The sequence below is a fragment of the Moritella viscosa genome (assembly GCF_900120065.1).
In the GTDB taxonomy this organism is placed as follows: domain Bacteria; phylum Pseudomonadota; class Gammaproteobacteria; order Enterobacterales; family Moritellaceae; genus Moritella; species Moritella viscosa.
Map to the genome: position 1 here is coordinate 44,053 of NZ_FPLG01000088.1, position 25,647 is coordinate 69,699.

General features: G+C 40.8%; 19 protein-coding genes. 7 read left to right on the forward strand and 12 right to left on the reverse strand.

Annotated features, from left to right (window positions below; genetic code table 11):
* Window positions 1–3 precede the first annotated feature (3 nt).
* Window positions 4–597 (forward strand): 16S rRNA (guanine(966)-N(2))-methyltransferase RsmD, encoded by a 594-nt coding sequence (gene rsmD, locus BT797_RS12310; RefSeq protein WP_045112088.1) that lies wholly within the window; start codon window positions 4–6, stop codon window positions 595–597.
* Between the two features lie 22 nt (window positions 598–619).
* Here rsmD and BT797_RS12315 read toward each other — a convergent pair whose 3' ends face one another.
* A complete protein-coding gene (locus tag BT797_RS12315) occupies window positions 620–1,534 on the reverse strand; it encodes a helix-turn-helix transcriptional regulator (RefSeq protein WP_075472235.1) in 915 nt (304 codons plus the stop codon).
* A 162-nt stretch (window positions 1,535–1,696) separates the two neighbouring features.
* Here BT797_RS12315 and BT797_RS12320 point away from each other — a divergent pair, with 162 nt between their 5' ends.
* On the forward strand, window positions 1,697–2,062 hold the full coding sequence (locus tag BT797_RS12320) for a cupin domain-containing protein (protein ID WP_045112090.1): 366 nt from the start codon (window positions 1,697–1,699) through the stop codon (window positions 2,060–2,062).
* Window positions 2,063–2,092: 30 nt separating this feature from the next.
* Window positions 2,093–3,004 (forward strand): DMT family transporter, encoded by a 912-nt coding sequence (locus tag BT797_RS12325; RefSeq protein ID WP_075472236.1) that lies wholly within the window; start codon window positions 2,093–2,095, stop codon window positions 3,002–3,004.
* An 81-nt stretch (window positions 3,005–3,085) separates the two neighbouring features.
* Here the strand turns inward: BT797_RS12325 and metH are convergent, their stop codons facing one another.
* Window positions 3,086–6,805, reverse strand: a complete 3,720-nt coding sequence (gene metH / locus BT797_RS12330) for a methionine synthase (protein WP_082293702.1) — start codon at window positions 6,803–6,805, stop codon at window positions 3,086–3,088.
* 95 nt (window positions 6,806–6,900) lie between these two features.
* Complete coding sequence (gene metA, locus BT797_RS12335; RefSeq protein WP_045112093.1) at window positions 6,901–7,812, reverse strand: homoserine O-acetyltransferase MetA; 912 nt, start codon at window positions 7,810–7,812, stop codon at window positions 6,901–6,903.
* A gap of 251 nt (window positions 7,813–8,063) precedes the next feature.
* Here metA and BT797_RS12340 point away from each other — a divergent pair, with 251 nt between their 5' ends.
* A complete protein-coding gene (locus BT797_RS12340; protein WP_045112094.1) occupies window positions 8,064–8,681 on the forward strand; it encodes a trimeric intracellular cation channel family protein in 618 nt (205 codons plus the stop codon).
* On the opposite strand, the gene BT797_RS12345 is transcribed toward BT797_RS12340, so the two are convergent.
* From BT797_RS12345 to ampD, 9 genes are all read right to left on the reverse strand, one after another.
* Window positions 8,678–9,049 (reverse strand): YacL family protein, encoded by a 372-nt coding sequence (locus tag BT797_RS12345; RefSeq protein ID WP_075472238.1) that lies wholly within the window; start codon window positions 9,047–9,049, stop codon window positions 8,678–8,680. The genes BT797_RS12340 and BT797_RS12345 overlap by 4 nt on opposite strands.
* A gap of 155 nt (window positions 9,050–9,204) precedes the next feature.
* Window positions 9,205–11,784, reverse strand: coding sequence for a bifunctional aconitate hydratase 2/2-methylisocitrate dehydratase (gene acnB / locus BT797_RS12350; RefSeq protein ID WP_045112095.1), 2,580 nt, complete (start codon window positions 11,782–11,784; stop codon window positions 9,205–9,207).
* 277 nt (window positions 11,785–12,061) lie between these two features.
* Entirely contained in the window at window positions 12,062–14,368 is a 2,307-nt protein-coding gene (locus BT797_RS12355; protein ID WP_045112096.1) for a patatin-like phospholipase family protein, read from the reverse strand.
* A gap of 167 nt (window positions 14,369–14,535) precedes the next feature.
* Window positions 14,536–15,966 (reverse strand): dihydrolipoyl dehydrogenase, encoded by a 1,431-nt coding sequence (gene lpdA, locus BT797_RS12360; RefSeq protein ID WP_045112097.1) that lies wholly within the window; start codon window positions 15,964–15,966, stop codon window positions 14,536–14,538.
* 244 nt (window positions 15,967–16,210) lie between these two features.
* The gene (gene aceF / locus BT797_RS12365) at window positions 16,211–17,794 is read right to left on the reverse strand and encodes a pyruvate dehydrogenase complex dihydrolipoyllysine-residue acetyltransferase (protein WP_075472239.1); all 1,584 of its coding nucleotides are present in this window, start codon (window positions 17,792–17,794) and stop codon (window positions 16,211–16,213) included.
* Between the two features lie 10 nt (window positions 17,795–17,804).
* Window positions 17,805–20,468 carry a pyruvate dehydrogenase (acetyl-transferring), homodimeric type gene (aceE, locus tag BT797_RS12370; protein WP_075472241.1) on the reverse strand — a complete coding sequence of 888 codons (2,664 nt, stop codon included), beginning with the start codon at window positions 20,466–20,468 and terminating at the stop codon, window positions 17,805–17,807.
* Window positions 20,469–20,553: 85 nt separating this feature from the next.
* Window positions 20,554–21,315, reverse strand: coding sequence for a pyruvate dehydrogenase complex transcriptional repressor PdhR (gene pdhR / locus BT797_RS12375; RefSeq protein WP_045112099.1), 762 nt, complete (start codon window positions 21,313–21,315; stop codon window positions 20,554–20,556).
* A gap of 541 nt (window positions 21,316–21,856) precedes the next feature.
* Window positions 21,857–22,705 (reverse strand): regulatory signaling modulator protein AmpE, encoded by an 849-nt coding sequence (ampE, locus tag BT797_RS12380; protein ID WP_045112100.1) that lies wholly within the window; start codon window positions 22,703–22,705, stop codon window positions 21,857–21,859.
* Between the two features lies 1 nt (window position 22,706).
* On the reverse strand, window positions 22,707–23,270 hold the full coding sequence (ampD, locus tag BT797_RS12385) for a 1,6-anhydro-N-acetylmuramyl-L-alanine amidase AmpD (protein WP_045112101.1): 564 nt from the start codon (window positions 23,268–23,270) through the stop codon (window positions 22,707–22,709).
* 153 nt (window positions 23,271–23,423) lie between these two features.
* Here ampD and BT797_RS12390 point away from each other — a divergent pair, with 153 nt between their 5' ends.
* The 3 genes from BT797_RS12390 to BT797_RS24580 all read left to right on the forward strand — a co-directional run bounded on the left by BT797_RS12390 (window position 23,424) and on the right by BT797_RS24580 (window position 25,643).
* A complete protein-coding gene (locus BT797_RS12390) occupies window positions 23,424–23,930 on the forward strand; it encodes a retropepsin-like aspartic protease family protein (protein ID WP_045112102.1) in 507 nt (168 codons plus the stop codon).
* A gap of 24 nt (window positions 23,931–23,954) precedes the next feature.
* Window positions 23,955–24,797, forward strand: coding sequence for a carboxylating nicotinate-nucleotide diphosphorylase (gene nadC / locus BT797_RS12395; protein ID WP_045112103.1), 843 nt, complete (start codon window positions 23,955–23,957; stop codon window positions 24,795–24,797).
* A gap of 390 nt (window positions 24,798–25,187) precedes the next feature.
* The gene (locus BT797_RS24580; protein ID WP_045112104.1) at window positions 25,188–25,643 is read left to right on the forward strand and encodes a pilin; all 456 of its coding nucleotides are present in this window, start codon (window positions 25,188–25,190) and stop codon (window positions 25,641–25,643) included.
* Window positions 25,644–25,647: the final 4 nt, after the last annotated feature.

The window sequence follows — 25,647 nt, forward strand, 5'->3', positions numbered from 1 at the left end:
ACTATGGCAAAATCTAACAGCAAACAACAAAATCAACGTCCTTCTGGACAAATTCGGATCATCAGTGGTCAATGGCGCGGTCGAAAACTCCCTGTTAAAGATGTTATAGGTCTACGCCCGACCACTGACCGGGTGAAGGAAACCGTGTTTAACTGGTTATCACCTTATGTCCGTGACAGTCATTGCTTGGATCTTTTTGCAGGAAGCGGCGGATTAATCTTTGAAGCCTTATCTCGTTATGCTGAAACTGGCCTACTGTTTGAAAAAGACGCTGACGCGGCTACTCAACTACAACAAAACATTAATTTGTTAAAAGCAGATAATGCCCAATTAGTACGTGGTGATACACTTCAGTTACTAACCAAGGTACCAGTACAGCGCTATGATCTGGTGTTTATTGACCCGCCTTTTCGTCAGGCTTTATTGGAAGAGTGTTGCGCTAAGCTTGAAGAAAACAATTGGTTAAGTACCGATGCAGTGATTTATATCGAGCGCGAAAAAGAACTGAATCAAGTTAAGTTACCAGCTAATTGGACGATCTTAAAAGAAAAACAAGCTGGGCAAGTTTGTTTTGAATTATATCAGCGTCAGCAATAACGACCAGCAAGCCTGAATAAAACTAACTCGCACTTAGATCGCGATACTGGCGCGGTGATATACCCACCAACTTTTTAAAGTAACGCCCCATGTGGCTTTGGTTAGCAAAGCCACATTGCAACGCAATATCAGCCATACTCGCCTGCCCAGTACGCATACTTAACTTCGCTTGCTCTATCCGAATCGCTAACAAATATGCTTGTGGTGTTTGCGCCATACTTTGTTTAAACATCCGGCAAAAATGATATTCACTTAATTGAGCTAACTCGGCCAGCTCCGCAAGGTAAACCTGACGGTAAAAATTCGCCTGCATATAATCACATACCAGCGCCGTTACTTTGGGTGATAACCCGCCTTTTATTGGTGCAGTAAGTTTAGTGACCCCCATATTTTGCAACATCGACACCAAAATAGTGTTCGTCACTTGTTCCATAGCGAGATGATCATCGCGACTGCGCCAATCACTAGTCGCCATACAATAACGAAACAAAGCTTCGGTTGCCGCATCATCGGTAAAAGTTAATTCCGGCAGTTGTAACATACGCGGATCAATATCAAACACTTTCAACGCTAATTGCTTAAGATAATCATCACTAAAATATAGATGCATGAATTGCTGCGTTTGTCCCAATTGCCAATGGCTTTCAGAATCTTTCGGCATTAAACAAAACTTACCTGGCGCACCAAACCCCGAGTCAACATCAGTACGGTGGGTTTCATAGCCACCAGACATGTACAAACTCAAAGTGTGCTGCTTATCATTCACATAATATAAGCGGTCATGTTCATTTTGATAATGCGCCCACGACAGTGCATCCGTTAATGACGTTTGTCGTAAACAGATCTTACTGGGCGATTGTTCAAAGCTAGTAGCACTGGCCTCAAGTTGAGGTAAGGCAATATCCAGCTGGTCCATTACAGGTTTTATTAAAGGCATAACAAAATATTACCATTAATGTCAGATTGCTCAACAGATACCGTGATCATGCTAATAATTAAACCGCAATATTGTGTTAGTTTTACCGACATCGTGATATTTCACACTTTATAATTCCACCATAATCTCGTTAACTTACTGCTATACGCTAATGAGGTTTTAATGAATAAAATAAACATTTATAAAAAATTTGAACTGTTCACAGAAGAGTGGACACCAAAAATAATCGCAACATCAAATGGGCAGTTAGTCAAAATAGCTAAAGGTAGTGGTGAACTTGTTTGGCACAAACATGATGATGAAGATGAGCTATTTATCGTTTTTAAAGGTCAGCTTACTTTACAATTAAGATCTGGAGATATTGTACTAAACACTGGTGAAATGTATGTTGTACCTAAAGGTGTGGAGCATTGCCCTAAGGCCGAACCTGATACTCACTTTATGATGGTGGAGCCTTCATCAACAGCTCATACTGGCGAAATTCAAAGTGAAGTAACCATATCGTCAAGTAAACAAGTGTGGATTTAGCGCATAAAATACTATATTTAAGGAACCACTATGTCAGCATTACTTTATGTTTCGATGATATTTATTTGGGGTTTTTCGTGGATATCAATCAAGTGGCAACACGGTGATGTACCAATGGAAGTATCAATCTTTTACCGTTTTGCAATTGCGGCTACGGTCATGTTTGTTGTCGGCAAAATATGGGGAAAACTACAATCCGTAAAACGTAAAGACCATGCTTTTTTGGCATTGCAAGGCGTGTGTTTATTCTGTTGTAATTTCATCGCCTTTTACAGTGCGACTTTGTATATTCCCAGTGGCTTAGTCGCGGTATTTATGGCAAGTGCACCGGTATTCAATGCCTTTCACAGTAAGCTGTTTTACAAAACCCAAACCAATGCTAATTTCTGGTTAGGGGCCATACTTGGGCTTGCTGGTATTAGCTTGTTGTTTGCAGGTGATTTACTGCAAACAGATTGGTCACAAGGTACTTTATACGGTCTGTTATTTGCCCTACTTGGCACTTGGTGTTTCTCGATTGGCAATATGCTAAGTATACGTAATACCAAGAATAATGTGCAGCCCTTCACCGCCACCAGCTATGCCATGGTTTATGGCTGTGTTGCCTTATTATTGATTATTTTAGTCCGTGGTATCTCGTTTGAATTTACAATAACGACGCAATATATCGGCAGTTTATTATATCTCGCCATTCCGGCATCGGTACTTGGCTTTACGTTTTATCTTATCTTGGTAGACCGTTTAGGGGCCAGTAACGCTGCCTATATTTTAGTTATCACCCCGGTTGTAGCTTTGAGTGTTTCTGCGGTATTTGAAGATTATTACTGGACACTGTATTCAACGCTGGGACTGGTATTGGTGATATTAGGCAATGTATTAACCCAACGTAAGAAAGCCTTGCTTACACGTACTAAAGTGCAATCATTAATAATGTATAGATAAGCGTTTTATTGATCATCGAATATAAAAATGCCCGTATAGTTAATTTACTATACGGGCATTTTTTGTAATCAATACATCACATTAATCAGGCGCATACCCTAAGTTAGGCCCTAACCAACGCTCTGCTTCTTCAAGTGTCATGTTTTTACGTTCAGCATAATCTTTCACTTGGTCTTCTTGGATAGACGCAACCGCAAAATAACGTGATTCTGGATGGGAGAATATCCAGCCAGAGACAGCAGCACCCGGCCACATCGCATAAGAAGAGGTTAACTTCATACCGATACTGTCTGGATCTAGCAACTCCCAAATAGTACCTTTCTCAGTATGCTCAGGACATGCTGCATAACCCGGTGCCGGACGAATACCTTGGTATTTTTCACGGATCAAATCATCGTTGTTCCACTCTTCTTCAGGCGTGAAACCCCATTCTTCTTTACGCACTAATTCATGTAAACGCTCGGCCATTGCTTCCGCCAAACGGTCGCACACAGACTGGATAAGAATCGCGTTGTAATCATCTTCAATACCTTTGAAGTAATTAGCTACATCATCCTCACCAATACCGCCCGTTACTGCAAATGCCCCCACATAATCGAATTTACCTGAATCTTTGGGTGCCACGAAGTCCGCTAAACAATTATTATATTGCCCTGGTTTCTTCTTAGTTTGCTGACGTAGATGCTCAAGTTTGGTTAATACCTGTGATCGCGTTTCATCGGTATACACTTCAATGGTATCGTCATTCACAGTATTCGCTGGGAATAGACCAATCACACCGTTGACAGCAATTTTATAATCGTCAGATACGCCTTCAAGCCCAGCGCCACCTTCTTCTAAACGATCAAGCATGTCGTTAGCATCATTGAATAAACGCGTCGCTTCTTCGCCCACAACTTCATCGGTAAGAATACGTGGATATTTACCCGCCAGAGTCCAAGTCATGAAGAACGGGGTCCAATCAATGTATTTCCGCAATTCCGCAATCGAGTAACTAATGTATTTCTGCACACCTAATGTTTTTGGTACTGGCGGCGTATAGTTAACCCAATCAATCGGTGCTTTATTTGCACGTGCAACGTCAAGTGTAACCGGTGCACTGCGTGGTCGTTTACGAGCATGTTGTTCACGAGCAGTTTCGTATTCTTTCGCCATCCTAGCGACGAGTTCAGGTTTCTTGGTTTCTGACAATAATGCCGAAACCACACCGACTGCGCGTGATGCATTAGAAACATAGATAACCGGTTCGTCATAATTTTGCTCAATCTTAACTGCAGTATGAGCTTTAGATGTAGTTGCACCACCAATCAAAATAGGCAGTTTAAAACCTTTACGCTGACACTCTTTTGCCACATGCACCATTTCATCGAGTGATGGGGTGATCAAACCGGATAGACCAATAATATCGCAGTTTTCTTCCACTGCTTTTTTCAAAATATCATCACAAGAAACCATCACCCCCATATCGACGATCTCATAGTTATTACACTGCAGCACCACGCCGACGATATTCTTACCAATATCGTGGACATCACCTTTTACGGTGGCTAATAATATTTTACCGTTTGACGAACTCTTTTGTTTTGATGCTTCAATATAAGGATTCAGGTAAGCCACTGCACGTTTCATTACCCGTGCGGATTTAACAACTTGCGGTAAGAACATTTTTCCGGCACCAAATAAGTCACCAACCGCATTCATGCCGTCCATTAACGGACCTTCAATAACTTCTAATGGCAATGCCGCTTGTTGACGAGCTTCTTCGGTATCTTCTTCAATAAATTCAGTAATACCTTTAATTAAAGCGTGTTCTAAACGTTTGTTTACCTCAAAACTGCGCCACTCCTGTGTTTCAGCTTCCACTTCAACACCGGAATCTCGATACTTATCGGCAAGGGCCAATAGTGCTTCGGTGGCATTATCATTGCGATTAAGGATCACATCTTCCACACCATCCAACAGCTCTTTTGGCAAATCATCATAAATCGCCAACTGCCCCGCGTTCACAATACCCATATCCATGCCTTCACGGATACAGTAGTACAAGAATACGGCATGGATAGCTTCACGTAACGGGTTATTACCACGGAACGAGAAAGATACGTTAGATACACCACCCGAGATCATCGCATGAGGTAACTCACGTTTGATGTCTTTTACTGCCTCGATGAAATCAACAGCATAATTGTTATGCTCATCGATACCCGTTGCTACGGCAAAAATATTTGGATCAAAAATAATATCTTCAGGCGGGAAATTAATTTCATTAACTAGGATGTCGTAAGAACGCTTACAAATTTGAAATTTACGTTCTTGGGTATCCGCTTGGCCATCTTCATCGAAGGCCATAACAATCATTGCAGCACCGTAACGACGGATTAATTTAGCTTGATGGCGGAAGTTATCCTCACCTTCTTTAAGCGAGATTGAGTTAACAATCGCCTTACCTTGTACGCATTTCAGACCCGCTTCAAGAATTTCCCATTTCGACGAATCGACCATGATAGGCACTTTTGAAATGTCAGGTTCTGACGCAACAAGGTTTAAAAATCGCTGCATACAATGCAACGAATCTAGCATACCTTCATCCATATTGATGTCGATAATTTGCGCACCAGATTCGACTTGTTGCTGGGCAACATGCAGAGCTTCGTCGTAGTTTTCTTCTTTAATCAGACGTTTGAAACGTGCCGAACCGGTAACATTAGTACGTTCACCAACGTTAATAAATAAGCTGTCTTTGGTTATCGTTAATGGCTCGAGGCCACTGAGACGACAAGCAATTTCGATTTCAGGTAATTGACGCGGCTTAACACCTTCAACGGCATCAGCCATGGCTTTAATGTGTTCTGGTGTGGTACCACAACAACCGCCGACCATATTTAAGAAACCGGCTTCAGCCCATTCCTTAATATGCACAGCCATGTCTTCCGGACTTAAATCATATTCACCGAACGCATTAGGTAAACCCGCGTTTGGATGCGCCGTGACATAACTATCTGATATACGAGATAATTCATCTACATATTGGCGTAGCTCATCAGGCCCTAACGCACAGTTAAGACCAAAAGTGATCGGCTCTGCATGGCGTAATGAATTATAAAATGCTTCTGTTGTTTGCCCCGTCAATGTACGACCCGAGGCATCAGTGATGGTACCTGAGATCATAATCGGTAATTCGTAACCGAGTTCTTCGTATACCGTCTTCACCGCAAATACCGCCGCTTTAGCGTTCAAGGTATCAAAGATAGTTTCGATAAGAATAATATCTGAACCGCCTTCGATTAACGCTTTGGTTGATTCGATATAGGCTTCAACCATAAGGTCAAATGAAGTATTACGGAAAGCGGGATCATTTACGTCAGGAGAAATAGAACAAGTTCGGTTCGTTGGTCCTAATACACCAGCAACAAAACGTGGCCGGTCAGGGTTTTCTGCGGTTTTTTCATCGGCAACTTGACGTGCGATACGTGCAGCTTCGCGATTAATCTCTGCCGATAATGATTCCATATCATAATCAGCCATTGCGATAGTAGTCGCATTGAACGTATTGGTTTCAAGAATATCAGCACCTGCGTCGAGGTACTCTTTATGAATATCAGCAATTAGCTGTGGCTTACTTAATACCAATAAATCATTGTTACCTTTGACGTCGCAATGCCAGTCAGCAAAGCGTTCACCACGGTAATCAGCTTCTTCCAATTTATAGTCTTGGATCATCGTACCCATGCCGCCATCGATAAGCATGATACGTTTTTTTAACTGTTGTTCCAGTTGCTGTTTATTTTTTATAGTAGCCACAAGATCCCTCATTTAATTTACTGCAGACTCAGTCCTGAATCTTATTATTTTAATACTAATCTCTACGTGCTTAAGACGTCTATAGATCATTGCATTTATAGATCGTTTAAGTCATATGGCGTTTGTTGATAAACATAATAGTTTAACCAATTGCTATAGAGCAGATTACCATGACTTCGCCAAGTAACACGAGGGGCATTTTCTGCATCATTACCTTTATAATAATTAGCTGGTACTTCAGCTTTAACACCATCAGCAATATCACGCATATATTCTTGGTGTAAAGTATCTGCACTGTACTCCGGATGACCAGTAACAAATACCTGACGGAAGTCCTTAGAGGCGGCTAAATACACCCCTGTTTCATCATTCGCGGCTAAAATATTTAGATCTGTACCAGTAAACATTTCTTCAGAGAAATTTGCATAACGCGACATCGGCACGGAAAACTCATCATCAAATCCGCGAACTAATGGGTTATGACGGTGGAATGTTTGCTGTGGGTAGACACCAGAAAATTTCTTTTCATGGACTTTTTTATCAATGCCATGCAAGACTTTTAATGCAGCTTGTGCAGCCCAGCATAAGAACAAAGTGGATACTACGTGGGTTTTAGACCAGTTGATGATCTCTTCTATTTGTGGCCAATATACCACTTCATCATGGCCGACTAAGCCTAATGGTGCACCCGTGATGATCAAACCATCGTAATTATTATGTCGAATACGTTCAAAGTCGTGATAGAACTCATCAATATGTTCTTGGGGGGTATTCTTAGAGGCACGATAATCAATCCGCAATAACTCTACATTTACTTGCAGTGGCGTATTCGATAATAACCGTAAAATTTGATTTTCAGTCTCAATCTTCTTTGGCATAAGGTTAAGAACAACAACCTGTAACGGTCTAATTTCTTGCTTGGTTGCCCGTGACTCTAGCATTACAAAAATATTTTCATTACCTAATATTTCTGCCGCTGGTAGCCCGTCTTTAATTCTAATTGGCATCATTCCCATCCTTAAGTAATATGTTAGCCATCTAGAAGTCTACCCTATTTATATAACCTTTGTAAGTGTTACAACAGATTTAATACCACATCACAGAGTTTACAATCCGAGTCGAAGTAAAATCCAGACCTCAAATCCAGTTTAGGTTGATCATAAAAGTGTTTATGTATAGGATCGCCAACTTGCAAGGAGCTAAGCATATTTTAAATGGATATCCCCCCAAATTTCGTTAACTTAAAGGGTTCGCAATAATGCTTACTTATATCTATTTAATTGCGATCACAGCCGAAGCTATGTCGGGTGCATTGATGGCTGGTCGCCGTAATATGGACATCTTCGGTGTAGCTGTTATCGCATTTGTTACCGCGCTTGGTGGTGGTACAGTGCGAGATCTATTACTGGGTAATTTCCCAATATCTTGGACCCAGCATCCCCACTATGTTTACATCACCATATGCGCAGGTTTGTTCACGATTCTGATTGCTAAGCACATGAATCATTTACGCCGCTTATTCTTGGTGCTAGATGCCCTTGGGCTAATTGCATTTACCATCATTGGTTGTAACGTAGCAATGAAGTTAGGCTACCATCCAACCGTCGTGATTATGGCGGGTATGATAACGGGTATTTGTGGAGGGGTATTACGCGATCTACTTTGTAACCGTACCCCCGTAGTATTCTGTAAAGAGATCTACGCGGGTATCTCATTATTAGTCGCGGTACTTTATCTTGGCTTAGAAACGCTTGGCATTGACCACAACATTAATCTTATTGTGGCCTTCTGTATTGGTGTCTCACTGCGCTTGTGTGCGATTTATTGGAAGTGGTCATTACCAACATTTAACTACACTTCAGAAGAGTGGGATTAACGCTGACTAAAAAAGCGTAACCAGGCTTGGAGTAAAATTTCAAAATCCTCCAAGCCACAAACAGCTACCGTTTCCGCATCATAAAAATTCATATCGTCATCTAATTCTTCACCAAAATCAATCAGCTCTGAATTCGCACAGGCACAGACATCTTCTTGTGTCAGAGTTAATGTCATTTCATCACCAATTAAACGGTATTCTTGTTTTTGGCGCGCTTTTAATAAATCGATCTCAGCTTGAATTAATGCAATAGTGGCTTTATCCGTGCCTAAAGTGCCTTGGATCCAATTTCCTAGCGCCGTCTGTTCCATTGATATTATTACGCGGTAGGTATCAGTAAGGGTATCTTTTCGAAATTCAAAATCCACGGTTATGCCTGCTTCTTATTAGTTAATAGATATAGTTTAATCGGTGTTCAAAGCCGAAGTGTAACAAAAAATGGCAGAAACAAAAACGGCTCCCTATCGAGGGAGCCGTTTCATTATTCTTATATCTTTATTTAACCAACGATATTATTCGTTAATTACACTGCTTCTTGAACAATCACTTCATTCGCTTTTTCAATGTAAGTAGCGATTTGATCGAAGTTTAAATAACGGTAAGTATCAGCCGCTGTTGCATCAATCTCTGACGCAAGTTCCATATACTCAGCAACCGTAGGGATCTTACCTTTAATTGCCGCTACTGCAGCAACTTCAGCAGAACTAAGGTAAACGTTAGCACCATTACCTAAACGGTTCGGGAAGTTACGCGTTGACGTAGAAACAACCGTAGTATTATCACCTACACGCGCTTGGTTACCCATACACAGTGAACAACCAGGCATTTCTGTACGAGCACCCGCTTTACCAAAGATTGAGTAATAGCCTTCGTCACTTAATTGTGCGGCATCCATACGCGTTGGTGGAGTAACCCACATACGTGTTGGTAGCGTACCGTTGAATTTCTCAAGTAGTTTACCTGCTGCACGGAAATGACCGATGTTAGTCATACATGAGCCAACAAATACTTCGTCAATTTCAACACCTGCAACGTCTGTTAATAATTTAACGTCATCAGGGTCATTCGGACAGGCTAGGATAGGCTCTTTAACGTCTGCTAGATCGATTTCAATGATCTCAGCATATTCAGCATCTGCGTCAGCTTCAAGCAATTGTGGATCTGCAATCCATGCTTTCATTTCAGCTACACGACGAGCAATCGTCTTCGGATCGCCATAACCTTCAGCAATCATCCAGTTTAACATCACGATGTTAGACTCTAGGTATTCAATGATTGGCGCTTCGTTAAGCTTGATTGAACAACCTGCAGCAGAACGTTCTGCTGATGCATCCGATAATTCGAATGCTTGCTCAACTTTCAGATCGGGTAGACCTTCAATTTCCAGCACACGACCAGAGAATGCATTGATTTTACCTGCTTTCTCAACAGTCAGTAGACCTTTTAGAATCGCATAGTAAGGGATTGCATTTACGAGATCACGTAGTGTGATACCCGGTTGTAGTTCACCTTTAAAGCGTACCAAGATAGATTCAGGCATATCCAGTGGCATAACACCAGTCGCGGCTGCGAATGCAACAAGACCAGAACCCGCAGGGAAAGAAATACCTAATGGGAAACGTGTATGAGAATCACCACCAGTACCAACTGTATCAGGTAATAACATACGGTTTAACCAAGAGTGAATTACACCATCACCTGGACGTAAAGAAACACCCGCACGGTTACGGATAAAGTCAGGCAGTGTATGATGAGTGTTAACATCTACTGGTTTTGGATAAGCGGCAGTATGACAGAAAGACTGCATCACTAAGTCCGCAGAGAAACCAAGACAGGCTAAATCTTTTAGCTCATCGCGTGTCATTGGACCCGTGGTATCTTGAGAACCAACAGTGGTCATTTTTGGTTCGCAATATTGGTTAGGGCGTACACCTGCAACACCACATGCTTTACCAACCATTTTCTGTGCTAAAGTATAGCCCTTGCTTGAAGCAGCAACATCTTCAGGTAGACGGAATACTGTTGAATCATCTAGGTCGAGAGCTGTACGTGCACGTGTAGTTAGACCGCGACCAATGATAAGTGGGATACGGCCACCAGCACGAACTTCATCAAGAATTACATCTGTTTTGATCTTGAATTCAGTGATCACCGCGCCAGTTTCGTTCGCTTTAACAAGACCTTCATATGGGAAGATATCGATAACGTCACCAGTATTTAAACTAGTAACATCAAACTCTAATGGCAACGCACCAGAATCCTCCATTGTGTTGAAGAAAATAGGCGCGATTTTAGAACCGATACAAATACCACCACCACGTTTGTTCGGTACATAAGGGATATCATCACCCATACACCATAACACAGAGTTAGTTGCCGATTTACGAGAAGATCCCGTACCAACAACATCACCAACGTAAGCAACTTGATGTCCTTTTTCTTTTAGTTCTTCAATTGCTTGCAGTGGATTTTTAGCAACACCTTCGCGCTCATTTTTAAGCATAGCAAGGGCATGTAGTGGTATATCTGGGCGAGACCATGCATCTGGTGCTGGTGATAAGTCATCGGTATTAGTTTCGCCAGGTACTTTAAATACAGTAACAGTTATTTTTTTAGCTACTTCAGGTTTGCTTAAGAACCATTCTGCATCTGCCCAAGACTGTAATACTTGTTGTGCGAATTTATTACCCGCTTTTGCTTTTTCTTCAACAGTATAGAAAGCATCGAACATTAATAGCGTATGTGATAAGGCTTCTGCTGCAATAGGAGCCAGCGCATCAACATCAAGTAATTCAACCAATGTTTCGATGTTGTAACCACCTTGCATCGTACCAAGTAGTTCAGTAGCTCGTTCTGCAGATAAGATCGGTGATGTCGCTTCGCCTTTAACAATCGCAGTTAAAAAGCCGGCTTTAACATAAGCAGCTTCATCCACACCTGGTGGTACGCGATTGGTTAAAAGATCTAAAATAACTTCTTCTTCGCCAGCGATTGGTGCTTTTACCAATTCAACTAGACCAGCAACTTGTTCAGCATCAAGAGGTTTAGGTACAACCCCATCAGCGGCACGTTCTTCGACATGTTTACGATAAGCTTCTAACACGACTCATTCCTCTTAGTTTATGCCACCCATGGTGGACATCCTTGTTATATGTAACCCTAACCTACTCATTTGTTATTTGAATTCAACGGTTATTGAGGTGAATTCAGCAATAATAAAGTTAAGGCCTCTTGCAGAGTGTTCACAAATATAACATTTTTAACCTAAAATTAAAATTAAAGCAGCAAGTGCAGAGGGCTTTTTACATCAATACTCAACATTCATCAGATTTATGGTGTAAAAAGAAGAGTTAATTCATATGAATAGTCCTAACGCGTAATTAGAAATTATTACCAATAAAGAGATAACCAGAAGCGTGTCCACCTTCAGCATAACCGTAAGACAACATCACAGGACCTATGCCCGTATCTAAGGCTATAAATACACTGCCCGCAGAAATGGTTGAGTCAAAGCTGATGTCATCTTTATCATTCCAAACATTCCCTTGTTCGATGGACGCGCCCAGATAAAGTGGAAATGAGAATGCACCAAAATTATTATCCAATAAACGATGTCGATAAATTAGAGCAACCAAACCTTTATAATTACCGGTGATTTCGTTAATACCATAACCCGAGAGGTTGTGGAAACCACCGAGCCCCACTTCAAATGTTGGTGAAATAGGAGGGCCATCATAACTTGCCATCGACACTTTAAACTCAAAGGTCGAACGATTAAATGACATCGCATTACGCCAATCTAAGCTAAAGAACACATTATTTTCACTACTATCAAAGTAGTCACTTGTATCTATGTATATATCAGAGTCGAGTTTAAAGCCTTTAGTTGGAAAGGATATATTATCGAATGAATCTAAGCGCGTCTGTAAATACCACCCCTGACTATCAAATTTTGTATTGATATTCGAACCCTCGATGTCTGCAGTACCAGTTTGATAATAACTACCAACCGCAATTTGTGCCCAATCAAAAGGAATGATACCGAGCTCTGCATAAACATTGATTTGTTCTGTGGTAACAACAAAATATTCAAAACTAGATTTAACAGGCTTGAGTTCAGGAGCATTTATTGAGCTTAGGTATACCTTACTTTCATAGTCTTCTAATCTTATCCCCGCTTTAAAAAAGAAGTTTTGGTTATAATCAATCGGTGAATAAAATTCAGTACTAATATTAGAATCCGAGCCATACACTAACTCAGAGCGCCATTCCGCACCCAACCGGTTTAAATCCGTTAGTATGTATTGCAAGCCGATTTGCTGACGATCATCACTGGAAGTAGACTCTTGAATATTAAATTTAAAATCAACATAGCCAGGCCCCCAACTTTTCTCTACTACGTTGATATGTAAGTCATAGATACCCTCTTTTTCAGTAATGCTATAATCGACTTTTTGGAATAAATTTAATGCATAAAGCACATCAATTTTCTTCTCTAATTCAGCAACAGTAATCTTATCCCCACGTTTTAAGTTTAATTTATTTTCAAGCACCTTGGAACTTAAACGGGTATCAGTGGTGATATCGATATCATTGATTTGAATAATATCAATTTGTGCCAACTGTTGTTTTTTATATATCTTTTGTTGTTGATATAATGCGTAGTCGTCATCAGATAACGACAAACCCGTTAATTTAGAATTCGCACTCTGCGCAGATTTTTCACCACGAGCCACCGCATCTAGCATCAAACCAAAATCTGCAGTACCAATACCGTCAATTTCAGGACTGAGTAAAATATCTTGCTCGGATAGTTTTAATATCTGTTCATTGGCACTGGTACGCGTCATCGAACTCGATAACTGATCAAAGATAAGGAAAGCACTGGTTATCTCCTCCTGGCGATAAAGCTGTGATCCAATATCAACCGCAATAATAATGTCCGCCCCCATATTTTGTAATACCGATATAGGTAAATTGTTTACCATTCCGCCATCGACAAGATACTGACCGTCAATAAAAACAGGGGTTAACGCCCCCGGTATAGACATACTCGCCTGCATCACTTTAGATAAATCACCACGTTCTAATACCACTTCACTCATGGTCTCAATATTGGTAGCGACCGCACGATAAGGGATCGGCAATAAGTCAAAATGGCGTACATAAGGCAAGCTGTTCGTTGATAAACGTAATAACTTTGCCATGCCTTGGCCTTGGACAAAACCAGATGGATATTCCACACTGGTGCCATCAAAACCAATATTGGTTTGCAATTGAAAGGAATCCTGACGCTGCTTCTCTCTTACCGAGAGTGCATCACGTGGTACGTCATCATTGTAACCTTGGCTCCAATCATACTCAGATAATATGCTTTCGATTTGTTCCGTTGAACGCCCCATCGCATACATACCACCAATAAATGAGCCCATACTGGTACCCGCTATATAATCGACAGGGATATTATTTTTTTCTAAATATTTGATCACCCCTAAATGCGCAGCACCTTTAGCCCCCCCACCACTTAATGCGAGACCAATTTTAGGCCGTTGCTGTTCATTGTTATTACCGCTATCTGAAGCGGTTTCTGCGGCTATAGCCGTATTTAAATGCAAGAAGATAAAAGCAAGTAATAACCCAATCATTATCTTAAATAAAGAACCAAAAATACGCTTAATCTGTACCATATTTTGACATCTACCCTAAAAATTAATCCATCCCATTCATGGGAACAGTAGGTTATATTGCATGTAACCTAACTATATTAGCAGCGCCTGTTTTAAAACTCCTAATTTCAGATATAAAAAAAGCGACCCTAAGGTCGCTTTCTAACATTAACGATTAACACGTTAAATTATTTTTTCTTTATCGCTTTAGCATTAGGAAGGTCAGTAATAGAACCTTCATAAATTTCTGCAGCCATACCAACTGATTCGTGTAACGTTGGGTGCGCATGAATTGTTAATGCGATATCTTCTGCATCACAACCCATTTCAATTGCTAGACAAACTTCACCTAGTAATTCACCAGCGTTAGTACCAACCATAGCACCACCGATAATACGGTTAGTGTCTTTGTTGAATAATAATTTAGTCATACCGTTAGATGCGTCAGAAGCGATTGCACGACCTGATGCAGCCCAAGGGAATACAGCAGCTTCGTAGTTTACGCCTTGCTCTTTCGCTTCTTTTTCAGTTAGACCAGCCCACGCCATTTCTGGCTCAGTGTAAGCAATTGAAGGAATAACTTTAGGATCGAAGAAGTGTTTCTTGCCAGCAATGTTTTCTGCAGCAACGTGACCTTCATGCACACCTTTATGCGCCAACATAGGTTGACCAACGATATCGCCGATTGCATAGATGTGTGGAACGTTCGTGCTCATGGTTTTATTTGTTTCAATAAAACCACGTTCAGTTACTGTAATACCTGCTTTTTCAGCATTTAAGCCTAGACCGTTTGGTACACGACCAACAGCAACAAGAACAGCGTCATAACGTACTGGTTCAGCAGGCGCTTTTTTGCCTTCAAACGTAACATATAGGCCGTCTTCTTTTGCATCAACAGCCGTTACTTTTGTGCTTAGCATTACGTTAAATTTGTTTTTAACTGCTTTAGCATAAATTTTAACGATGTCTTTATCCGCCGCAGGTACTAATTGATCTGCAAACTCAACAACGTCAATATCAGAACCTAGAGCAGAGTACACAGTACCCATTTCTAGACCGATGATACCACCACCAAGTACAAGTAATTTACCAGGAACTTCTTTCAGTTCTAGTGCATCTGTTGAATCCCAAACGCGTGGGTCTTCATGCGGAATAAATGGTAGTTTAACTGGACGTGAACCCGCTGCAATGATTGCATTATCAAATGTAACAGTTGTAACGTTACCGTCACGGTCTGTTGCTTCAATAGTGTTAGCGCCAGTAAATTGTGCTAAACCTTCAACCACTTTAACTTTACGCATCTTAGCCATACCGCCAAGACCACCAGTTAATTGACCAACAACTTTTTCTTTCCATGAACGGATTTTAGTGATGTCAGTTTGTGGTTCGCCAAACACGATACCGTGATCAGCTAATGATTTTGCTTCTTCAATTACTTTAGCTACGTGTAGTAAAGCTTTTGAAGGGATACAACCAACGTTAAGACAAACACCACCTAGGGTATTGTAACGTTCGATGATTACAGTTTCTAAACCTAAATCTGCAGCACGGAATGCAGCAGAGTAGCCCGCAGGACCAGCGCCAAGTACTACTACTTGAGCTTTAACTTCATTACTCATTATGACCTCGTTGTCATTTAATTATCTGGAATGGCGGTTACCTCACTCAGAGGCACAATTTAAAGCTTCTGAGTAATGATGTTCGAATCCAGATAATTTTACATATATGTTAAATAAATGAGAAGTAAAAAGAGTTAAAACATTGCAAAAATGCGATAACTCTTCTCTATTAACTAGTAAAACTTCTCTTTAATTAAATACTAAAACTATTACGCAATTAAAATTAACTATTCGTTAATTAAAATTACAGTACTAGTTGACGAAGATCTGAAAGATATCCGTTTAATGCTGTAACAAAACGAGCACCGTCAGCACCATCGATCACACGGTGATCATATGAAAGTGCCATTGGTAACATAAGACGAGGAGCAAAGTCTTTGCCATCCCACTTAGGTTTAATTTCAGAACGTGATACGCCTAAAATTGCAACTTCTGGAGCATTAACGATTGGTGTGAACTGAGTACCACCGATACCGCCAAGGCTAGAAATTGTGAAACAACCGCCCTGCATATCAGAAGAAGTCAGTTTACCAGAACGTGCTTTCTTAGAGATAACAGCAAGATCTTGGCAAAGCTCGTAAATACCTTTCTGGTCAACGTTACGGATAACCGGAACAACTAGACCGTTTGGTGTATCAACAGCAACACCAACGTTGATGTATTTCTTCTGAATGATGCTTTCGCCATCTTCGCCGATTGAAGTGTTGAACTTCGGATAATCAGCTAACGCTTTAGCAACAGCTTTAACGATGAAGATGAGTGGAGAAATCTTGAAGCCTTTATCTTGCTTAACAAGTTTGTTGTTCTCAACTTTACGGAACGCTTCTAGTTCAGTGATATCTGCTTCGTCGAACTGTGTAACGTGTGGGATTTTAACCCAGTTACGGTGCAGGTTCGGACCAGAAATCTTCTGGATACGAGTCATCTTAACTACTTCGATTTCACCAAATTTAGCGAAATCAACTTTCGGCCATGCTAGTACGTCCATACCAGAACCGTTGCCGCCAGTAGCGCCAGATTCTAAACGTTTAACAGCGTTTTTAACGTAAGTTTGTACGTCTTCTTTCGCGATGCGACCTTTACGACCCGTTGCGCCAACTTTATCTAAGTTAACACCGAATTCGCGTGCTAGACGACGAACTACTGGTGATGCATGATGGTAAGCGTCGTTTTCAACGAAACCAGTAGCTTCAGCTGCTTTTGCAGCAACAGGAGCAGCAGCTTTCGGAGCTTCAACTTTTGCAGCAGGTGCAGCCGCTTCAGCTACAACAGGAGCTGCAACAGGTGCCGCACCAGCAACTTCAAACGTCATGATGAAAGAACCAGTTGTTACTTTATCGCCAACAGCTGCTTTAATTTCTTTCACAACACCAGCGAATGGTGCAGGAACTTCCATTGAAGCTTTATCGCCTTCAACAGCCATTAACGTGTCTTCTTCAGCAACAGTATCGCCAACTTTAACTGAAATCTCAGTTACTTCCACTTCATCGTCGCCGATGTCAGGAATGTTAACTTCTAATACTTGCACTGCTGCCGCTGCAACTGGTGCAGGAGCTGCTTCAACAGCAACCTCTGCAACCGGCGCAGCTACGCTTGCAGCATCAGCAAAGATAAATACTAATGAACCAGTTTTTACTGTGTCACCAACATTTACACGAATTTCTTGTACTACACCAGCTTGTGGTGCAGGAACTTCCATAGACGCTTTGTCACCCTCAACAGCAAGCAAAGTATCTTCTTCTGCAACTGTATCGCCGATTTGAACGGAAATCTCAGTTACTTCTACTTCATCATCACCAATGTCTGGAACGAAAATTTCAATACTCATTTTTTATACCTTATGCGTATAGAGGGTTTAATTTATCAGCGTCGATGTTATATTTTGCAATTGCATCAACAACAACTTGATTTTCTAGATCGCCTTTCTTAACTAATTCAGATAATGCAGCAACAACTACGTATTGCGCGTTAACTTCGAAGTGACGACGTAAGTTTGCACGGCTGTCTGAACGACCAAAACCGTCTGTACCAAGAACTTTGTATGAAGTTGGCACGTATGCACGCGCTTGTTCTGCATAGTTTTTGATATAATCTGTCGCGGCAATAGCTGGTGCATCACTCATTAGTGTAGTGATGTACGGTACTTTTTGCTCTGCTTCAGGGTGTAGCATATTGTAACGTTCAACGTCTTGACCATCACGTGCAATTTCATTGAATGAAGTTACAGAGAATACGTCAGAACCAATACCATAGTCTTCACTTAAGATACGAGCCGCTTCGCGAACTTGCATCATGATAGTACCTGAACTTAATAACTGTACTTTTGCTTTTTCGCCAGTATAAGTTTCTAGCTTGTACATACCTTTACGGATGCCAGCTTCAGCACCTTCAGGCATTGCATGGTGAGCATAGTTCTCATTCATCAATGTGATGTAGTAGAAAACATTTTCCTGTTCGCCATACATACGACGTAAACCGTCTTGTAATACAACAGCAACTTCATACGCGAATGTTGGGTCATAAGACACACAGTTCGGGATAAGGCCTGCTTGTACTAAGCTGTGACCATCTTCATGTTGAAGACCTTCACCATTTAGTGTTGTACGACCAGCTGTAGCACCTAATAGGAAGCCACGAGCCATTTGATCGCCAGCCATCCATGCAGAGTCACCAATACGTTGGAAACCAAACATTGAATAGTAGATATACAGTGGGATCATAGGTACATCATTCGTACTGTATGATGTAGCCGCTGCAACCCATGAAGACATAGCACCTAACTCATTAATACCTTCTTGAAGTACTTGGCCGCTAGTTTCTTCTTTGTAGTAAGAAACGATTTCGCGATCTTGAGGTGTGTATGCTTGACCTTTAGGGTTGTAAATACCAACTTGACGGAATAAACCTTCCATACCAAATGTACGCGCTTCATCGGCGATAATTGGTACGATGTTTTTGCCAATACCTTTATGCTTAAGCAGCACATTTAAGGCACGAACATAAGCCATAGTTGTAGAAATTTCACGCTTTTGCTCACCAAGTAGCACACTGAAGTCTTCAACTGTTGGGATGTCTAGCTTCCCAGAGAATTCAGGTTTACGTTGTGGTAAATAACCGTTTAATTCTTTACGACGCGCATGCATGTATTCGTGTTCAGGCGTACCTTCTTCGATTTTAACATACGGTAGTTCTAACAATTGATCATCAGATACTGGTACATCGAAACGATCACGGAATTGCTTAAGCGTATCCGATTTCATTTTTTTCACGCCGTGCGCGATATTTTTACCTTCAGCTGCTTCACCCATGCCGTAACCTTTAACAGTTTTAGCTAGGATTACAGTAGGCTTACCAACCGTTGCTTTTGCTTTTGCATATGCATATGCAGCGTAAAGCTTGCTTGATGAGTGACCGCCACGCTTAAGTGCGTAGATTTCATCATCAGTCATGTCTTTAACTAATTCAGCTGTTTCAGGGTAACGGTTAAAGAAGTGCTCGCGTACGTAAGCGCCGCCTTTAGCTTTCAACGTTTGGTAATCACCATCAACAGTTTCATTCATTAACTGTAGTAGTTTACCTGACGTGTCTTTAGCAAGAAGTTCATCCCATTCTTCGCCCCAAACAACTTTAATAACATTCCAACCAGCGCCTTTAAATAAGCTTTCTAGTTCTTGAATGATCTTGCCGTTACCCATTACAGGACCGTCAAGACGTTGTAAGTTACAGTTAACAACGAATACTAAGTTGTCTAAACCTTCACGTGCAGCAAATGATAATGCGCCACGTGATTCTGGTTCATCCATTTCGCCATCACCTAGGAAAGCGTATACAGTTTGATCTTCAGTTTGTTTTAGACCACGGCCATCTAGGTATTTCAAGAAACGTGCTTGATAGATTGCAGAGAATGGACCAAGACCCATAGATACTGTAGGGAACTGCCAGTATTCAGGCATCAACTTAGGATGTGGGTATGACGGGATACCTTTACCATCAACTTCTTGACGGAAGTTGTTTAGTTGTTCTTCAGTTAAACGACCTTCAACAAATGAACGAGCGTAAATACCAGGAGAAATATGACCTTGGTAATAAACTAAATCGCCACCGTCTTTTTCCGTTGGAGCACGGAAGAAGTGGTTGAAACATACATCGTAAAGTGCAGCAGAAGACTGGAAAGAAGCCATGTGGCCACCTAACTCTAAGTCTTTCTTCGATGCACGTAGTACGATCATTAAAGCATTCCAGCGGATAATCGAACGAATACGACGCTCTAATTTCTCGTCACCTGGGTATACAGGTTGGTCTTCAGTACGGATAGTATTAATGTAATCCGTAGTGATGCCGCCTTTACCTAGTGCAACGCCGTCTTGATGTGCTTTTGCAATTACTTTTTCTAGTAAATACTGTGCGCGTTCAAGACCTTCTTCACGAATTACAGATTCGATTGATTCTAGCCATTCGGTAGTTTCGATTGGGTCTACATCATGCTTTAAGATGTCGGACATATGAGATTCCTTACTAATTAGATCTCTACAATATTAAAGAAATATTCTTAAGCATCTTCACGTTTAAGAATATTCATTAGTAACACTATTTAGCTTGTTGTATACGGCGTGACGCACGATTAATGCGGCTATCTTCACGCCCCATATCCAGCAATGCTTGCTCGATATAAGCCAGATGGGCATGACATGCTTCTCTGGCTGCTTCTGGCTGTCGGTTAAGAATTGCAGTAAGCATATCACCGCGATGTTGGCTAATTTGTTCAACCACACCTTGACGCTTTTCCAACAACCTAAAATTTTGGCAGATATTGTCTTCTAATAATGGATTCAAACCACGTAGAAGATGCAACAACACAATATTATGTGATGCGGCGGTGACCGCAATATTAAACGCACTGACTGCTTGCGCTTGTAGCTGCGGATCATGTGCTAATTCCGATGCACTAATGGCATCGAGCGCAACGCGTAATTGCTGAAAATCGGTTTCAGTACCACGTAACGCAGCGTAATACGCTGAAATACCTTCCAGTGCATGACGAAATTCTAATAGGTCTAATTGCGCTTCTGGGTGTGTCGTCAATAATTGAAACAGTGGTTCCATCAGTGTTTGGTCCATGACCTTTTTCACCCATGTTCCACGTCCTTGACGACGTTCCAATAAACCTTTACTTTCTAACCGTAAGATTGCATCGCGTACAGTCGGGCGAGATACCTCTAGCTGTAGGGCTAAATCACGTTCTGAAGGTAAGCGCTGGCCAGATTCTAAACTACCTTCCAAAATCATTTGCTCTAGTTGCTCTGCAATCGCATCGGACAACTTCGGCGGCTGAATTTTTTGATAGACCATGTGAACCTCAAAATGACCAGTGGTAAATTGGTCAGACCAATTTAATATTAAGTCATGACAATTTACCAAAACCACGCTCGATTGTCATTAAAAATAGATATATTTGTTCGTATTTATAGTGTTTAAATCAAAATAGTCAGTATAAATCCATCTAAGTAACCGGATAAACTAAGCATAAAGATATTGAAATGTACATTAAAGGCAGTTTAAATAACTACAAGTTAAAGATACACAGTCGATCAACTACCTCAAAGGTAATAACCACCGCGTATTGGTCTTACCACTTAATACAATTATTTAGATCTAAGATAGCAGGTCGACAAAAAGCCCAAGGGCAAAATAAAAAATAAAGATATAACAAGGATTAAGCGAGATAAGACCCGCTTGGTAAACAGCTAAATACTGATACGCCTGCTGATGTATATGACATGAAAAACAATTTGGAGGAAAGAAGGAAGAAAACATAGTTATTATCAAGGTCACTAACGTATCAGTCAAAGCTAAGACTCGTTAACAACCTTGCTTAAGTACCATGCCTCAGTTAATTAATTGTACCGTTAATGGTAAGGAGAGATATTATTGTTACAAAGAAAATGATGTTACGTTTAGCCAGTTGCACCAAATAACAGGTATAGTCATAACACTTATCAGTTGTCACGTTCGCTTTGCTCGCCAAGCAAACAACTTTCCCTAGCAAGTCAAACTCCGGTGTTGATAAATCACGCCAGCTACGTAAACTCTGAGGTAAAGCAGCCTGCTCTTCTGCGACAACAGCATAACCAAACATAGTTAAGCGTGCTGGTAACCAATCAACGACGCGCATAACGCGGTGAATACCACTGCGGTTTAATTGATTATTATGATGCTGAATAATATATTTATGATAACTACGAGCCACTACATACATAGTTAAACCTACCGGACCTAACACCACAAAATAAAAGATCACAGCAAAATAAAAACGATAATTAATCCAGACCAATTGTTGGGCAACCGCCTCTGTCAGTAATGTTGCACAAAAACGCTCACAGTTGACATCCAAACATCCGGCATACGTACCTTTCGCTTCTAAATCATTACGACTTAATGCTTTTAAGTACTGGCGATAATCACGGCGATAGTCACTGCCACCAAAGCTCATTAATAGCAGCATCAGCCAAGCGAGTACCGTAAAAGCACCATAATATAAACCTGAAATAGCGTCTAATAAGCTATACATAACCGCTGTCGGCAACGCAATAATAGCCAAGGTGCCAAACAGACCTTGGTTAATAAATGAGGGTAATAAAGGATAAAGATAACGCTGCAAGACATTATCCAATTGTAACTTAGCACTCAAATGCACCACACGTTCAATGAATAATGCGAGCAATAATGATATTAAGGCCATATTAATTGTCCTTCAAATTTAAACATGCAAAATAATGCTGCCAATCAAAATGCGGACCAGGATCATCTTTACGCACAGGGGCAATATCGCTATGACCAATAATGCGGTCTAGAGTAATTAAGGGGTAACGTTGCTGGATGTCCGCAGTGACAGTCGCTAAACACTGATACTGCACAGGTGTATAAGGATGATTAACATCTCCTTCCAGTTCAATACCAATAGAAAAGTCATTACAACGAGATTGACCAGCAAATTCAGAAAGTCCTGCATGCCAAGCGCGTTTATCCAAAGGTACAAATTGGATCAATTGGCCATCTCGCTTAATATATAAATGTGCCGATACCCGCACTGATTCTAATTGATGGAAATAAGGGTGTAAGCTACAATCGAGTTTACCAAGAAAAAAATCTTCAACGTACTCCGCACCATATTGTTCCGGTGGTAAACTGATACAATGAATAACCAATAAATCAATATCAGTCTTCGGCGGACGATCATCAAAATGTGGCGATGACAAAAAATGTGCACTTGCCAATAACCCTGAGCTTGATTGTCTGTTTGTCACGCTGTTTATACCTTCTAACTATAATCGAGTTACTGCTATTCAAGACTACTCTTCACAATTGCTCCACTTTACAATGATATCGTTAGCAATAACATAGCAGAGTCCGTAAAATACAAAACGAATAAATTAACACACTCATAACGGAGAAAGACAATGGATGGAAATCAAAAAATCGCCAAAACCATGACTTATATCGCCTGGATCAGTGGGTTAATTATTATGACTCTATTCTTTAATAATTATTTGGCCAAGCAAGAAAATCCCAACACCCGACCAGAAAGCTACCAACAAAATGGCAATGCAGTCGTCATGCTGCAACAAAATCGTGCTGGCCACTATGTTACTAATGGTTATATAAATAGTTATCAGGTAAAATTTTTACTTGATACGGGAGCCACGCAGGTTTCGATACCAGCTAACATAGCGAAACAGATCGGGCTTACCGCGGGTTACAGTCAATCGGTGAATACAGCCAATGGCGTGATTGAAGTATTTTCGACGCATCTAGACAGCTTATCAGTAGGTGAATTGACGCTCTACGACCTTAGTGCGAATATCAATCCCTACATGCAAGGTGATACTATTCTGCTTGGTATGAATGCATTAAAACAAGTTAAATTAGTCCAGCAAGGCAAAACCCTCACCTTAAGTGAGTATTAGTTTTTAATCGACCTAGGAATTATTATGTTACAACAAGAAATACGCCGCGCAGTAAGCACTGCATTAGCAGAAGACCTTGGTGGTCAAAGTGTGGCAGAAGGTGATATCACGGCAAACTTAATCGCAGCAGAAACACAAGCTAAAGCCAAAGTGATCAGCCGTGAACAAGCGGTATTTTGTGGTAAAGCCTGGGTTGATGAAGTTTTCCACCAGCTAGGTGGCACTGTAACAGTGACTTGGTTTGTTGCTGATGGTGACCTAGTCGCTGCAGATCAAACACTATTTACGCTAGAAGGCCCTGCCCGTACATTATTAACGGGTGAGCGTAATGCACTCAACTTTGTACAAACATTATCTGGCGTTGCCACATTAACCAAAGAATACGTTGATCAACTTGCAGGTACTAAATGTCAGTTATTAGACACGCGTAAAACAATCCCAGGTCTACGCTTCGCCCAAAAATACGCAGTGACTTGTGGTGGCGGTAAAAACCACCGTATCGGCCTGTTCGATGCTTACCTGATTAAAGAAAACCACATCATGGCCTGTGGCGGTATTGAAAATGCGATTGCCAAAGCAAAAGAGTTACAACCAGGTAAACCAGTTGAAGTTGAAACCGAAAGTCTTGCTGAACTGCAACAAGCATTGGATGCCGGTGCAGACATCGTTATGATCGATAACTTCGACATTCCAATGATGCGTGCAGCGGTTGAATTAAACCAAGGTAAAGCGAAATTAGAAGTATCAGGTAATGTGACAATCAAGACCCTTGCGAGTTTTGCTGCAACTGGCGTTGATTTTATTTCGGTAGGCGCACTAACAAAACACGTGCAAGCAACCGATCTGTCGATGCGTTTTATTAAATAGCCATTATTGAATAATAATCACTAATAATAGAATTAATGACAAAGTCCTAATTAAGCCTCTAAGCACTATCTCATTAGGGTAGTGCTTTTTCATTTTCTAGTAGAGCCAAGTAGAATAAAATTAACCACTGCATAATAACCCTCATTTTAGTTATTCATCTATAAATAGCTTTTAAATTACTTAATTCCAACTTCAAAACCCTTAGTACAAGATAATTATATATCAACAAATCAACTGCTTATTTCGACGCATTGTCTTATAACTTGAACTTGATCGTTAAACACTTGTATACAAAATGTTAAATTGGGGTTTAAATAAATCAACTCATCAGGTATCTCATACCATTTGATGAATAAAGGACTATTAGCTAATTTTATAAGGATATAAAAAATGAGAGTACAACAGAAAGCACAACAACAAGGTTTTACGTTAGTTGAATTAATGATTGTAGTCGCTATTATTGCGATCTTAGCTGGTATTGCACTACCCGAATATCAGAAGTATGTAATAAAAGCAAGACAAGCTCAGTATATTACGGTTGCCGATACCTACAAGATTCCTTTAGCAATTTGTTATAGTGAAACAAGTAAGATATCAGGCTGTGACTCTTACGATTTAATGCCTGCAGCGATAACAGCAAGTAATTCAGTCAGTACTGAGATTAAAACATTATCTGTTGATGCTTCAACAGGTGTTATCAACGTGTTAACAAATGATGTTGGTGTGACATATGCGTTAACACCTACTCTTCAGGGCGGAAAGCTAACTTGGGGAGCTAAAACTGCATGTGCAAGTACATCAAAAGACCTTTGCTTTGGTGGCACTGAAGTAACACATGTAGAATAACGTA

Excerpts from the sequence above, each read along its gene's own strand:
- aceF (WP_075472239.1), bottom strand. The coding sequence starts at position 17,794 with ATGAGTATTGAAATTTTCGTTCCAGACATTGGTGATGATGAAGTAGAA.
- metA (WP_045112093.1), bottom strand. The coding sequence starts at position 7,812 with ATGCCAATTAGAATTAAAGACGGGCTACCAGCGGCAGAAATATTAGGT.
- BT797_RS12315 (WP_075472235.1), bottom strand. The coding sequence starts at position 1,534 with ATGCCTTTAATAAAACCTGTAATGGACCAGCTGGATATTGCCTTACCT.
- BT797_RS12355 (WP_045112096.1), bottom strand. The coding sequence starts at position 14,368 with ATGGTACAGATTAAGCGTATTTTTGGTTCTTTATTTAAGATAATGATT.
- rsmD (WP_045112088.1), top strand. The coding sequence starts at position 4 with ATGGCAAAATCTAACAGCAAACAACAAAATCAACGTCCTTCTGGACAA.
- BT797_RS12320 (WP_045112090.1), top strand. The coding sequence starts at position 1,697 with ATGAATAAAATAAACATTTATAAAAAATTTGAACTGTTCACAGAAGAG.
- BT797_RS12325 (WP_075472236.1), top strand. The coding sequence starts at position 2,093 with ATGTCAGCATTACTTTATGTTTCGATGATATTTATTTGGGGTTTTTCG.
- BT797_RS12340 (WP_045112094.1), top strand. The coding sequence starts at position 8,064 with ATGCTTACTTATATCTATTTAATTGCGATCACAGCCGAAGCTATGTCG.
- aceE (WP_075472241.1), bottom strand. The coding sequence starts at position 20,468 with ATGTCCGACATCTTAAAGCATGATGTAGACCCAATCGAAACTACCGAA.
- nadC (WP_045112103.1), top strand. The coding sequence starts at position 23,955 with ATGTTACAACAAGAAATACGCCGCGCAGTAAGCACTGCATTAGCAGAA.
- lpdA (WP_045112097.1), bottom strand. The coding sequence starts at position 15,966 with ATGAGTAATGAAGTTAAAGCTCAAGTAGTAGTACTTGGCGCTGGTCCT.
- ampE (WP_045112100.1), bottom strand. The coding sequence starts at position 22,705 with ATGGCCTTAATATCATTATTGCTCGCATTATTCATTGAACGTGTGGTG.
- BT797_RS12390 (WP_045112102.1), top strand. The coding sequence starts at position 23,424 with ATGGATGGAAATCAAAAAATCGCCAAAACCATGACTTATATCGCCTGG.
- BT797_RS24580 (WP_045112104.1), top strand. The coding sequence starts at position 25,188 with ATGAGAGTACAACAGAAAGCACAACAACAAGGTTTTACGTTAGTTGAA.
- pdhR (WP_045112099.1), bottom strand. The coding sequence starts at position 21,315 with ATGGTCTATCAAAAAATTCAGCCGCCGAAGTTGTCCGATGCGATTGCA.